Source organism: Dyadobacter fermentans DSM 18053, assembly GCF_000023125.1.
GTDB classification, from domain to species: Bacteria; Bacteroidota; Bacteroidia; order Cytophagales; family Spirosomataceae; genus Dyadobacter; species Dyadobacter fermentans.
This window is the reverse complement of sequence record NC_013037.1, coordinates 4429008-4442737: the sequence shown is the minus strand read 5'-3', so window position 1 is coordinate 4442737 and position 13730 is coordinate 4429008. Positions and strand designations below refer to the sequence as shown.

Here is a 13730-nt window from a genome sequence, read left to right as displayed (position 1 = left end):
GTCTATTCCACCACCGCCGACACGCAAATGTACGTCGGGATGATACCGGTTGCCCGAATACGCACCTCGGCGTCTTCTGCCTGTGTGTTACCCGTGAGCACGAGCGCGGTGTCGAGGCCGAACTTGTTGCCGCCGAGAATGTCGGTTTGCAGGGTGTCGCCAACCATCAAAATCTGCTTTTTGCTCACATTAGGATAGTTTTTAATGTGTTGATACGCAAAAATGAACATCTGCGGATCGGGCTTGCCGAAGCGGATAAACTGGCGGCCGATGGTATCCTCGATCATTTTCGCCAATGCGCCGATGGCGAACGACACGCGGCTGCGGGACGCCGGATAGGTCTTGTCCGTATTCGCCACGATCACCGGAATGTTGCGTTTCCGCAGCAGGTTGAGCGTTTTTGTCAGGTCCGTATTCCAGTCGAAACCTTCGTCGTCTAGAAACACCAATGCATTGATATCCGCTACATTGTTCAAATCCAGTTGGCGGATGGACAGCGTTTTGAGGTCGGATGTTTCGATATAATGCGCCGAGTTTTCGGTGCCCAGATAGGCCACCACGCCCTGCCTAACTTTCAGATCGAGGTATTCGCGGGCGAGCATGCCGGAGGAAATAATGCGGTCGGGCGTAACGTCGTTCACACCCAGGTTCACATAGCTTTGGGCGAGTTGCTCGGGGCTGCGCGATGCGTCGTTGGTAACCACATAAAAGTCTTTTCCGCGCTCGCGCAGGTAGGTAAATGTGTTCTCAATGCCCGGAATCAACCCATTGTAGGTTTTCAACACGCCGAATGCATCGAAGAAAATAACGTCGTATTTGGAGATGACGGATCTGAAATTATCGAGGACCATACAGTTTGGTGTCTTGGAGTGAAGTTGATCGAAGGAGGTTGCTAGATTTTCAGTGTGCGCAGGATCTTATCGGCGTCGAAGCCGTCGATAGAAGGGAAATACAGTTCGTACGCTTCCCGCTGCAGCTTGGTGCAATAGGAGCGGTGGAAGAAGTATTTGCCGTATTTAATTACATAATTCAATATAAAAAAGCGGTAGGCTTCCTTCATGAAGCGCACCTCGTTCTCGGTGAGCGGGTACACTCTGTGGTATTCCTGCAAAAAGATCATAAACCGCTCTTCCATCAGCGGCCCGATGAGGTAGCTGAACACCGTGCGGTCGCCGACATTGGAACAAACCCGGCTGAAAAAATAAAAGTCCATCACCCGCGACGACACCCTGAACCAGTCGTAATCCCAGCGCGAAAACAGTTTCAAATCATCGGTAACCGAAAAATTCCCGATGTTCCAATCCACAAAAACCGGCATCAGGTCAAACGAGCTCACATTCAGGCGCTGGATATTTTTCATGAAAATATCGCATTGCTTTTTGAGGATGTTGATATAACCCCGGTGCTCGTACTGGCCGGTATCCGTTTCGAGGATTTCCAGCAAATGATGAATGTCGGTACGGAGGTTTTTGGACGATTTCGGAATGGACCGGCTCGCCCGGAAACATGCCTGATGAAACTTCGCCGCCTCGGTGCCCAGCTTGCGGATGTGCTCCTCTTCCAGCCGCCGCGGCATACGGTTCATCGCGCGGATCGGGTTGTAAAAAACGACCCACGTATCCACAAAATCCTCCTGGTAACGATAGGTGTACACCTGGTTATTCTTCACGAGCGACTTCGCAAGGACATTTTCGAACGGATACAGCAGGTTGTTCGAAAGCGCCTGAATGATCCGGTGATCCTCCTTGAAATGTTCGTATTTACCAAAATAGGAAAGCTTCGCCACCACTTTATCGTCGTTGTCGAGCGTGACGCGAAACACGTGGTTGGTCGAAACCTTGGCACTGATATCTTCTACAAACTTGACCCCGATCGAATTATCGAAACCTGCCCAGGCTTTCCGGATAATTTCGGGATAATCTTTTAAACGCATTCCTGATCTCGCATTAGGCTTTACAGATGTTGATCCAACGCCCCGGAGGGGTTGTTAAAGGTACCAAAGGTAGCAAACTAGGCGTAGCAGAATACCCTGGCTGTAAGGATTGAATAAAAAAATAATCGCATAATTTTGCAAAAACTTACACTCGATACTTTGTTTTACTATTTCTCGCGCTTTCTGGTCCGGCTGGCATTGCCCATTTACCTCAGAAAACTTTGCGTTTCCAATTTCGACAAACTGCCCAAAGGGGCGCCGTTGCTGCTCGCATCCAACCATCCCGATTCGTTTTTCGACGCCGTCGTGATCGGCTCTGTGCTCGAACAGCCCATTCATACCCTCACCCGCGGCGACGTTTTCCGCAAAAAGGCGGCGGCATTCTGGCTGCGGCAGATCAATCTGATCCCTGTTTTCCGCGGCTCGGAAGGACGGCAATATGTTAAAAACCATGACGTTACCGCCCAGGAAAGCCACGACGCGCTCAAACAGGGTGATGCCGTGGTGGTGTTCTCAGAAGGTGTTTGTGTAAATGAATGGCGCCTGCGCCCCCTCGGCAAAGGCACTGCGCGCATGGCCTATAAGATCTGGTACGGCGACGATGCCCTGCGGAGCATGAAAGTGATCCCGACGGGCCTTAACTACGAAAACTTCCGCGGCCCCGGCAAGCGTGTATCGCTCAATTTCGGCGAAGCCATTGCCGCCGACCACCTGCAAACCAGTCCGCAGGAATATGAAAAATGGCTTCGGGAATTCAACGAAATCCTCGACCGCAAAATGAATGCGGAGATTCTCACCATCCCCGCCGATCTGCCCAAAGCGGAACAGCAGCGACAGCTCAATGCATTTTTCGACCAATGCGCCGCACCGAAGACTCAAAGCAACCCGTTGCTGGGCGCAATCGGCTGGCTTGGCCGAATGGTGCATTTGCCCTTATACTCATTCTTCCGCAAAAAAGCAGCCAAACTCACCGCCCGATCGGTATTCTACGACTCAGTGCTGTTCGGGATGCTGCTCTATCTGTACCCGGTAATCGTGACCTTGCTTTCGATTGTCGTGGTGGCAGTTACGGGTTGGGAAGTGGGGCTAGGGCTGTTTGTAGGCTTGCCGTTGCTGGCGTGGGTGGGGAGTAAGTATTAGATTTTAGTCGCCCGAAAATGAATTAACCATGCAAATTTGCACATGACTAGCAAATTTGCATGGTTAATTCGTGAAAATTGTATTTTACAAGTGCAAAATTTGTATTATTTGCCTTTTACCTTATTCAGCCCCATCGCCTTCAACATCCAGTTCGGTAGCGGCTTTCTCAGTCCTCTTTTCTGCAAATCCATAAACCAGCCCAGTTTCTTCAAAATAGGCACCTTATGCGTTTCTACGAGCTCGATGAGCGTGCCGTCCGGGTCTTCGAGGTAGGCGAAGCGGCCGGCGGCGTTTTCCATTCCGAATGAGCTTTCGCTGTCGATGGTGAATGGGTAGCCCTGGGATTGCAGTTTAGCTTTCAGTGTGTCCATATCCAGCGTGTCGAAGCAGAGATGGATGTAGCCGCAGTCGCCCCAGAAGCGGTTTTCGAAGATTTTCTTCGGGGTGCGGTCGAGGGCTTGCACGAGTTCGATCTGCACGTCGCCGAGGAGACGGCTGAATGCACCGTCGGGCGAGAATTTCTTGCGGAGGAGCACACGGCGGAAGCGCTGGCCTGAAATGGATGTTGGCAGATCCTCGAAAACGCCTGTTTTGTCGTACACCACATTCAAAGGTTGCAGCAGGCTGCGGTAGAACGTCACCGCCTTATCAATATCCGAAACACCGATCACCACACCTGCCACACCGCCGACATTTTTACCGCTGGCCTGGAACCACGTCGCGTCGCTGGTGATCTGGAAAGTGTTGCCCCATGGATCGGTACCCCAGAAACCCTCGCCTTCGGGCAGCTTGGCGAGCGGGCCTACGGCGGTTTTGGAGTTATTTTTCACCCATTCGTGCGCCTTTTTCACATCCGGCGCCTTAAAACGGATGGCGTTAATGCCCAGGTCGCCGATCTCGACTTTGAAATTGGCGGGCTGGGAGACGCGGCTGGTAAACGACCAGATTTCCAGTCCGCCGCCGCCGGCCATATTAATCGCCAGCACCGCGTGGCGCGCGTGTACCTTGCCGCCGGTGTAGGGCGTCATGAGCGGGGCTTCCGCTTTTTCATCGAATACGGGCACATCGAAACCCAGCACCTGCCGGTACCATTTCCAGGTATCGGGCACGTTTTGGCAACCAATTCCTACCTGTTGAATTCCAGAGATCAGCGGAGCACTCATTTGTTGGGGATTGTAAGAGGATAAGTGGATAATCCGGCAATTTTACGAAATAAAAAGCAAACGAGCCGTGGCACAGGCGTTTGAACCGGGAATGTGACCTGTGGAAAAATTTCTCGGGATACAAAAACTAAATGATTATTTGATAAGCATAATAATTGCTATCTTTAAAATGGTTTTCCAAAATTTTATTTTAAAATCCTGGATATCAACGCATCCATTTGGTTGCACTCATCGTATCTGTGATGAGCCCGTCTCAATGATAGTTTAGAATGAACCAGTCAGTAGTAATTGCGCCGATAAGCGAGAGCTTACCGGATTTTTTGAGTTCAAAACAGTATTCAAAAATTGTAGTAATAGCCGATAACAACACCAAAAGGCATTGTTATCCGATTTTGAAAGCGGTTTTGCCGAAACATAGTGTAGTGACCGTTCCCAGCGGCGAAGCGCACAAGACGCTCGCGACGTGTGAGAAAATCTGGGAGGCCATGACCAGAGACGAGCTCGACCGCCATGCATTGGTGATCAATGTGGGCGGCGGGGTGATCGGCGATATGGGTGGTTTTTGCGCGGCGGTTTACAAGCGTGGAATAGATTTTATCCAAGTGCCCACGACTTTGCTTTCGCAGGTGGATGCGAGTGTGGGAGGAAAGTTGGGGATTGATTTCCAGGGTTTCAAAAACCATCTGGGCGTTTTCAACATCCCAAATAGCGTGCTCATCGACCCGGTGTTTTTGCAAACATTGCCGGAACGTGAAATACGCTCCGGGTTCGCGGAGATCATCAAGCATTGCCTCATCGCCGATGGTGTGAAATGGCAGGAAATCCGTGCGAAGGATTTTGAAAGGCAGAACTGGCCCGACCTGATCGCGCATTCGGTGCAGATTAAGCAGCAGGTGGTGGATCAGGACCCGACGGAAAAAGGGCTGCGGAAGATCCTGAATTTCGGGCACACGCTAGGCCATGCGGTGGAGACGTGCTTCTTGAATAAATCGCCCAAAGAGCGGCTTTTCCACGGAGAAGCCATTGCGGTGGGGATGATTATGGAAGCATATCTGTCGTTTGAGCGAAAGATGATCGACCAGCAGACGCTGACGGATATCGAAGAGTTCCTGTTTGCGACCTATGGCAAGGTGAAGATCTCACCGGAGGATATCGAGGAGATTATCGCCCTCACGCGGCAGGATAAAAAGAATAGAGGAAAAGAAATCAGGTTTTCATTGCTGAGTGGAGCCGGGCAATGTGCCTTTGATGTAGTAGTAACAGCGGCTGAAATGCGCAGATCAATAGCTTATTATTTGGGATAGAGGGCAGGCATAAGCTATTGGTAGTAAAGGAGTATTCAAAATACATTCTTGATATATCTTATTTACAACCTGACAAATTTAAATGCTTATGCTGAGGTCTATTTTTACTTATGCCGCTTTACTGCTCGTAGTCGTGATTGCAGGGTGTTCCAGTGGCCGGAAAGTGTTTGTGGAGCATGATTACAGCTACGAAACCAATTTTAAAGATTACTCTTCTTATACGTTTCTGGAATGTGAGAGGGATACCAATAATCTTTGCACCGAAATTTATGAGGCCATCCGCCGCCAGATGCAGGTAAGGGGCTACAAGCTCACCGCCGAAAAACCCACATTGCTCGTCAACTACGGGATTTTCTACGATAACCTGCGTTACCAGGGCTATATGCAGCCGGTGATCAAGAACTGGGTGGATACCGAGAACGAGGGATTCCGCTACGAACCGATCAAATATGCGCTCGACAAGGGCACGCTGATCGTTTCGCTCATCGACGCGGAGAGCGACCAGGTCGTTTGGAGAGGGTATGCTTCGGGGATCTTTAAAGGAACGGAAGGTTCCAATAACCATTACCGGAGCGTGGTAAGGCGCATTTTCGACCAATATCCGCTGTTTGCGAAAGGTTACGACCCACGGCGTTACAGCGAGCAGGTAGGCCGATAATATCATTTCAAAAGCAAATACGCCGATCTCGCGTGCTCTGTCAGGGACACGCGGGATCGGCGTTTTTTATGCTGTTTCGTTAATGCTACTTCGTCAAACCGGCGTCGTCCGAAGCGCCTAAGGCCAATGCGCCCCAGTCGAGGTTCTCGCGGCCTTTGGCAAGGCCCGAAATGAAACGGTTTCTAATAATATCGGCGAATGGCATCGGTGCGTTTACGTCCGAGGCGGTTTGGAGTGTCAGGTTAATGTCCTTCAAACCGAGCGGAAAGCGGAATGCGACAGGTTCGTAAGTGTTGCTGGCTACCAGCTTGCCGTAGTTTTGGAAAATCGGCGCGGCAAACAGGGTGGATGTCAGCATTTCGTAAATGCTTTGTCTCGAAATACCGTTTTTTTCGGCCATGGTGAATGCTTCGCCCATCATTTCGAGGCTGCAAGCGATCATGAAGTTGCCCGCCAGCTTGATCACATTCGCCGCGCCCGGGTCGTCGCCAAAATCGAAAACGCCTTTTACAAAATTTTCCACAATAGGCTTAATGCGCTCTTTGGCACCTGCATTACCCGACAGGCAAATGTTACCCACCTTCGCGCGCACTGCTTCCGGGCGGGCGAATATGGGTGCGCCTACGTAATGCGCACCGTACCACTCGTGCACCTGCGCGAGCTGGCGCGAAGTTTCCGGCGAAATAGTGCTCATGGAAACGTGTACGCCGTCTTTCCCGAGCTTTTCGACTAATTCCATCGAGAATAGTTCTTCCACTGCCGCGTCGTCGGCCAGAACGGAGAATACAATGCCGCCGGGCGTAATGGCGTCGATCGCGTTTTCCACGACGGTCGCGCCGAGCTTGGTCAGCGGTTCAGCTTTGGAGGCCGTTCTGTTCCAAACGACCAGTTCATAACCCGCTTCGAGCAGGATTTCAGCGATAGGAGTACCAAGGTTCCCGAGTCCGAGAAACGCTATTTTTTCAGACATAATGATTGGTTTAGATAGTAAAATCAAACTTGAATAACACCCACATTGAATGGCTTTTCTATGGGTGCCTGGTCGGCGGCACGAATGCCCTCCGATATGATCCGCCGCGTTTCCACGGGATCGATAATACCGTCGACCCACAGCCTTGCCGCGGCGTAGTAAGGGGATAATTCTTCGTTGTAGCGGTCGGTGATTTGTTTCAACAATTCCTTTTCCGCCTCGGGCGTGATCGTCTCGCCTTTGGCTTTCAAAGTGGCCGTTTGTACTTGCAGCAATGTTCGTGCCGCGGTAGCGCCGCTCATGACGGCCATTTGCGCCGTGGGCCAGGCGAATATCAGCCGCGGATCGTACGCTTTGCCGCACATCGCATAGTTTCCGGCGCCGTAGGAGTTGCCGATAATGAATGTAAACTTCGGCACCACCGAGTTGGCCACCGCATTCACCATTTTCGCGCCATCTTTGATAATGCCGCCCTGCTCGGCACGACTGCCTACCATAAAGCCGGTGACGTCATGAAAAAACACGAGCGGGATTTTCTTCTGGTTACAATTCATGATAAACCGCGCTGCCTTGTCGGCGGCCTCGGCGTAAATCACGCCGCCCATTTGCATTTCGCCTTTGCCGGATTTCACCATTTTGCGCTGGTTCGCCACAATGCCTACGGCCCAGCCGTCCACGCGCGCATAGGCGCAGATGAGTGTTTTGCCATAATCGGGCTTGTATTCGTCGAGCTCCGAGTTGTCCACCAGGCATTCCAGGATGGGCAGCACGTCGTAGGGTTTGAGGCGGTCGGTGGGGAGGAGATTATAAATTTCCTCCGGTTGGCGGGCTGGCAGCTGCGGCGTCTTGCGGTCGAAGCCGGCTGATAATGGCTTGCCTATTTTATCAATATGCCTTTTAATGGCGTCCAGGCAGGATTTGTCGTCGGGGAATTTGTTGTCGGTAACGCCGGAGATTTCGCAATGCATGGCCGCGCCGCCGAGCGATTCGGCGTCGATATCTTCGCCGATCGACGATTTAACGAGGTAAGGCCCCGCCAGAAACACCGAGCCGGTACCTTCTACAATGAATGCTTCATCCGACATGATCGGTAAATAGGCCCCGCCGGCCACGCAAGCGCCCATAATGGCGGAAATCTGCACGATGCCCATGGCCGACATTTGCGCATTGTTCCTGAAAATGCGGCCGAAATGCTCCTTATCCGCAAATACTTCGGCTTGCATCGGCAAAAACACGCCCGCGCTATCGACGAGGTAAATAACCGGCAGCCGGTTTTCCATCGCAATCTCCTGGGCGCGCAGGTTCTTCTTCGCCGCAATCGGGAACCAGGCCCCTGCTTTGACGGTAGCATCGTTCGCCACGATCATGCATTGCTTGCCCGACACATAGCCAATGCCCGTCACCACGCCGCCCGACGGGCAGCCGCCTTCCTCCTCATACATACCATCGCCCACAAATGCACCGATTTCGAGCAGGCCAGAGCCTTCGTCGATCAGGTAAGCGATCCTTTCCCGGGCGGTGAGCTTGCCTTTCTGGTGCTGTGCGTCGATTTTTTTCAGGCCCCCACCGAGCTTTACCTGCTCGTATTTCTGGTTCAGGATTTCGATGAGATGTGGTAGGCTTTCCTGGCTGGTCATGATGATGAAGAATGGTGTGAATGGTTGAAATGGGCTTATTTCAAATGTAAAAAGTCGTTCACCGGTAAGCAAACGACTTTCGTATTTATTTAAAAATGTAAGGCCCTATTTAATGGTAGTTGCTGTATCCAGCGGCGACTCGGCCGGACCTTTGTCTTTTTTACCAAAAACAGACACATTGATGTACCGTTTCGGATGCTCGCGGAAGTTGGTGAGCAGCTTGTTCATGCTGATCATCGTGCGGTTCAGGTTGTTATACAATGTCTCGTCCTTCACGAGCTTGCCGGCCGTGCCCTTGCCCGATTCAACGCTGGCGAGCAACGTGTGCAGTTCTTCGATCGTCTTGCGGGCGCTCGTGACTGTTTCGCCCAGGCGCAATGCATTCAATGAATCGGCCAGCGTGCCGGTTTTGGCGAGCAATGGTTTCAGTTCTTTCTCCGTTTCGACGAGTGATGCCGTTAGTTTATTCAGGTTGGACGTCATGGCCAGCAGGTTTGCACGGTTTTCAGTGAGCAAGCCTTGCAGGCTGGTGCCGGTTTGGTTGTAGTTTTTGAGTACCTGGTTCAAGATCAATCCCGTTTCCTGAAACCCGCCTACGACGAGGTCGAGGTTTTTGATGAGTGAATCGGCATGGGAAACGAGAGGCAATGCCTTTTCCTGCAACACGGCGGAAATACCCGACTCTTTTTTGGCAAGAAGCGTGTCGCCGTCCTTCATCGGAGCGCCGGCACCCATGGCGAGGTGGATTACCTTACCGCCCAGCAAACCGCCGTCGGCCAGTACAGCGCCTGTGCCCTGGGGCACCACAATGCCTTTTTGTATATCCACAGTTACCAGCAGCTGGTTGCCACGGTTCTGAAGCAGTTTGATCTCCTGCACGCGGCCTACATTCAGGCCATTCAGCAACACGGGGTTAGAGGCCGTAAGCCCGTCGATATTGTCGTAAATGACGTGGTATTTGTAAGTTCTGGAAAAAACGTCGGAGCCTTTGAGGATATGAAAGCCGAAATACAGCATCACAATGGCGAAAATCGCCATAATTCCGACTTTTGCTTCTCTTGATAATTTCATGGACTAGTAGTTTGTTTGACAAAGAAAGTCAATATGTGACCGGATAGCTACCGGTCCATATCTTTTTTATATGCCATAAACGCGGAGTGAATGCATTTGGCGACCTCCTCCTGGCCTTCATCGGAGCTGAGGTAATCCTCCTCGTCGGGTGATGACAAAAAGCCTGTTTCGATGAGCACGCTAGGCATGGCACAGCGCCACAGCACGAGGAACCCGGCCTGTTTTACCCCGCGGCTATCGCGTTCCGAAATGGACTGGAATTTCCTTTCGATGAGATCGGCGAACCGCAAGCTGCTGGAAATGAATGCACTTTGGTAGTTGGCAAGCATAATGTGCGCCAGCGGCGAATCGGGGTCGAAGCCCTTGTATTTCTGCTTGTAGTTGGTTTCCTGCAAGATTACCGAGTTTTCGCGTTTCGCGACTTCGAGGTTACCCTCGGTTTTGTGCAAACCCATCACGAAGGTCTCGGTTCCCCGCACCGTGCGCGAACGCGGCGTGGCGTTGCAATGGATGGAAATGAAGAGATCGGCATTGTTGCGGTTGGCGAAAGCCGAGCGCTCGCCCAATTCGATGAAAACGTCGGTAGAGCGCGTGTAGAGCACTTTCACATCCGGCGTTTCCTCTTTGATCTTCCTGCCGAGTTCGAGCGCTACTTTGAGCGCGACGTCTTTTTCTTTGGTGTGCCTGCCCCGGGTGCCGGGGTCTTTGCCGCCGTGGCCGGCGTCGATTACAACTGTACTAACCTTGCTTCCCGATTTCGTAGTAACCGGTTCTTGCTGAAAGACAAAGGCGACGCTGGTCAGCAGAAAACTTGCTACAATTACTAATTTAAGAAGTTTTAACATTATTTTTTAGTTGGGCGCTTACGCGAAAGGGGTTTCTCTGCTAATTTTGAAATTCGTTATGCAAAAATACGCTAATTGTTAGAACTGAAAAGAAAGGCGATTATTATATCGTCGGTAGTTGTGGCGTTTCTCCTGTTCAGCACTGTGGCATGTGTGCAGCAACGCTCCAAGGGTTCCGGGAAAAATCAGGGTAAGCTTAAAAGTTCGACTTCTGCAAAGCAATCAGCGGATTCCCTTCTTACAGTGCAAAAGCAAGCAGGTGCGGATACTTCCCGCGCAGGCCAGCCCGGCGCGTCCGTTCCGAGAGGTGCGGTAAATGCGGATAGTACGCTCGCTAACAATGGATTATCTGCCGATTCCACAGCCGCCGACACGCTCAGAAATCCCGACGACCTCGAAAACACCGTAGAATATACCGCCGAAGATTCCACCATTATGGACGCTGTTTTAAAGCAGGTCCATTTATATGGCAATGCGGAAGTGAACTACGGGACCATTAATCTCAAAGCGAATTACATCCGTCTCAACTGGGTCACCAATGAGGTGTACGCCGTCGGAACTTATGATTCAACGGCCAAGAAAATGGCCGGCGAACCGATTTTTCAGGACGGGCCCGAAACGTACAACACCAAGGAAATCCGCTATAATTTCAAGTCCAAAAAAGCGCTTATCCAGGGCATCGTGACCCAGGAAGGGGATGGTAACATCCGGGGCGAGAAAGTGAAGAAGGATACGGAAGGCAATTTCTATATCCGGCATTCGATTTATACCACCTGTAACCTCACACACCCGCACTACTTCATCAATGCGCCCAAGATCAAGATGGTGAACAAAAAGCAGGTGATTTCCGGTCCTTTTAACCTGGTGATCAGCGATGTGCCGTTGCCGATCGCGTTGCCCTTCGGTTTTTTTCCATTCCCCAAAAAGAAGGAAAACGGCACCAGTGGCGTCATTTTCCCGACTTACGGCGAGGAGCCCAACGGGCGTGGTTTCTACCTCCGCGACGGCGGCTACTACTTCGCGATCAACGAGTATGTCAATGCGATTCTCACAGGCCAGATCTATTCCAACGGAAGCTGGGGGCTCGGGTTGCAATCTACCTATATCAAGCGCTACCAATACTCGGGCAATATTTCGCTGCGGTTCAACAAAAACAAATCCAGCGACGAACTTCAGAGAACGCTCGGACGCGGAGGGACCAACGATTTCAGCATTGTGTGGTCGCATGCACCGAAGCCGAGGGGTAACTCGCAGTTTTCGGCGAATGTGAATGTGAGCAGCAATACTTACAACCAGCAGCAGGCATTCGACGTAAACAGGTATACATCCAACGTCGCGAGCTCCTCCGTGCAATACAACCGCACATTCGGGCAGTATATGCGGGCGGCGGCCTCGTTGCGTGTGAACCAGAACTTCGGGCAGATCAACCCGCAGTCCGGGCTGCGCGAGGGCGGTAAAACAAACGTATCGTCCGATTTCAGTTTCGGCGTGAACCAGATTGCCCCTTTTGCGTTGAAAGGCGGTCGCGGACGTTGGTATGAGAGCTTCCGTCTGGGCTTGGATTTCAATGGAAACTATGCCCTGGCCAATGCATTGACGGCCGTGGACACTTCCTATAACAGCCTGGGCTTTGTGATCACCGACGCCAAGATTGACACCACGCGCCTCAACAAGACCAAAGTGGTGGCATTCAACCTGAATAACCTGCCGGAAATGCTCAAAGACGCGCAGTTTACCGGACGGTACAGCCTGCCGATCTCATTGCCGAACTTCAAAGTGCTGCGTTTTGTGAACATTACACCCAGCATGTCACTATCCGGCGAGGTGTTTACGAAACAATACCGTTACACCCAAACCGGGCGCGATTCGATCAAGATTGACACGTTGCGGAAAGTCGGGACGGAATATTCCTATAACTTCGGCGCGGGGATGAACACCCGTTTTTACGGCACGTTCTTCTTCGGCGGAAAGCGGCTCGAAGCGATCCGCCACACGGTGATCCCGTCGGTTTCATTTACCTACACACCCGATTTCACGGGCGAGGCATTCGGGTTTTACGAGAGAATCCAGGTGGTGGATAAGAAAGGCAATGTACGTGACCTCTCGCTTTCCAAATTCCGCGGTGTGGGCTCGGGGATAGGCAATGGACGGGCATCGAGCGTCATTTCATTCAGTTTGAACAACTCTTTTGAAATGAAGCTTAAAAGCAAGAGCGATACTGCCGCGCAGCAGTTCGAAAAGGTGTCGCTGCTCGATAACCTGAGTTTAGGGGGAAGTTACAACCTCATGGCCGACTCGCTCAATTTGTCGAACATTACCATTAATGCCAATGCGCGCATCGGGCGGAACCTGAACCTGAACTTCAACATGAACCTCGATCCTTACACCTACGTAGCGAACCCGAATGTGGTGGGCAACCAGGTGGGGACTAAGGTCAATAAGTACGCGATCACGTCGGGGCAGGGGCTTGCCAATTTGCAAAGCCTGGGCTTCACGCTGGGAACCAGCTTCTCACCCAAAGGCAGTTCGTCCAACAACAATACCGCCAACCCCGCCACCACAGATCCCAACGACCCGAATGCGGCCGCGAAGCAGCAGGCGAAGGAGTTTATCGCACAAAATCCGGAGTTGTATGTGGATTTCAATATTCCCTGGAACGTGTCGTTGAACTACAACTTCGGGCTCACGAAGCCGGGCTTGTCGAAAGCGCAGATCATCCAGGCCGTGCAGGCTACGGGCGACCTGAGTTTGTCCAAAAACCTCAAAGTGACGCTCAGCAGCGGTTTCGACTTCGTGGCGTTCCAGCCCACAATCACCCAATTGTCGCTCACGCGCGACCTGCATTGCTGGGACATGAGTTTCAGCTGGACACCGTTTGCAGGCAGCGCCGCCCGCGCGAGCAATTACAGCTTCACGCTCAAAGTGAAATCGGCTATCCTGCAAGACCTGAAAGTGACCCGCCGCCGCTCGTTCTACGACAGATCCGCCTATTAAGCCAGCAGAATGTAA

Annotated in this window: 11 protein-coding genes; 4 read left to right on the top strand and 7 right to left on the bottom strand. The window is 51.9% G+C overall.

The genetic code is table 11. From position 1 onward, the window contains the following. Positions 1-2 precede the first annotated feature (2 nt). Positions 3-851, bottom strand: a complete 849-nt coding sequence (locus tag DFER_RS18070; protein WP_015813093.1) for a TIGR01459 family HAD-type hydrolase — start codon at positions 849-851, stop codon at positions 3-5. A 41-nt stretch (positions 852-892) separates the two neighbouring features. After that, positions 893-1933: an aminoglycoside phosphotransferase/kinase family protein gene (locus DFER_RS18065; RefSeq protein WP_015813092.1), complete on the bottom strand. Its 1041-nt coding sequence runs from the start codon at positions 1931-1933 to the stop codon at positions 893-895. A gap of 135 nt (positions 1934-2068) precedes the next feature. Here DFER_RS18065 and DFER_RS18060 point away from each other — a divergent pair, with 135 nt between their 5' ends. Then, on the top strand, positions 2069-3073 hold the full coding sequence (locus DFER_RS18060; protein WP_015813091.1) for a 1-acyl-sn-glycerol-3-phosphate acyltransferase: 1005 nt from the start codon (positions 2069-2071) through the stop codon (positions 3071-3073). A gap of 104 nt (positions 3074-3177) precedes the next feature. Here the strand turns inward: DFER_RS18060 and DFER_RS18055 are convergent, their stop codons facing one another. Next, on the bottom strand, positions 3178-4236 hold the full coding sequence (locus tag DFER_RS18055) for a VOC family protein (RefSeq protein WP_015813090.1): 1059 nt from the start codon (positions 4234-4236) through the stop codon (positions 3178-3180). Between the two features lie 269 nt (positions 4237-4505). Here DFER_RS18055 and aroB point away from each other — a divergent pair, with 269 nt between their 5' ends. Both aroB and DFER_RS18045 read left to right on the top strand, forming a co-directional pair. Further along, the gene (gene aroB, locus DFER_RS18050; RefSeq protein ID WP_015813089.1) at positions 4506-5540 is read left to right on the top strand and encodes a 3-dehydroquinate synthase; all 1035 of its coding nucleotides are present in this window, start codon (positions 4506-4508) and stop codon (positions 5538-5540) included. Between the two features lie 82 nt (positions 5541-5622). Next, entirely contained in the window at positions 5623-6198 is a 576-nt protein-coding gene (locus tag DFER_RS18045; protein ID WP_015813088.1) for a DUF4136 domain-containing protein, read from the top strand. 85 nt (positions 6199-6283) lie between these two features. Here DFER_RS18045 and DFER_RS18040 read toward each other — a convergent pair whose 3' ends face one another. From DFER_RS18040 to DFER_RS18025, 4 genes are all read right to left on the bottom strand, one after another. After that, positions 6284-7168: an NAD(P)-dependent oxidoreductase gene (locus DFER_RS18040; protein WP_015813087.1), complete on the bottom strand. Its 885-nt coding sequence runs from the start codon at positions 7166-7168 to the stop codon at positions 6284-6286. 23 nt (positions 7169-7191) lie between these two features. Beyond that, the gene (locus DFER_RS18035) at positions 7192-8805 is read right to left on the bottom strand and encodes an acyl-CoA carboxylase subunit beta (RefSeq protein WP_015813086.1); all 1614 of its coding nucleotides are present in this window, start codon (positions 8803-8805) and stop codon (positions 7192-7194) included. Positions 8806-8910: 105 nt separating this feature from the next. Next, positions 8911-9876, bottom strand: coding sequence for an MlaD family protein (locus DFER_RS18030; RefSeq protein WP_015813085.1), 966 nt, complete (start codon positions 9874-9876; stop codon positions 8911-8913). A 47-nt stretch (positions 9877-9923) separates the two neighbouring features. After that, positions 9924-10721, bottom strand: a complete 798-nt coding sequence (locus DFER_RS18025) for an N-acetylmuramoyl-L-alanine amidase family protein (protein ID WP_015813084.1) — start codon at positions 10719-10721, stop codon at positions 9924-9926. A 243-nt stretch (positions 10722-10964) separates the two neighbouring features. Between DFER_RS18025 and DFER_RS18020 the strand changes: the two genes are divergently transcribed. Then, positions 10965-13715, top strand: coding sequence for a putative LPS assembly protein LptD (locus DFER_RS18020; protein ID WP_229206037.1), 2751 nt, complete (start codon positions 10965-10967; stop codon positions 13713-13715). Positions 13716-13730: the final 15 nt, after the last annotated feature.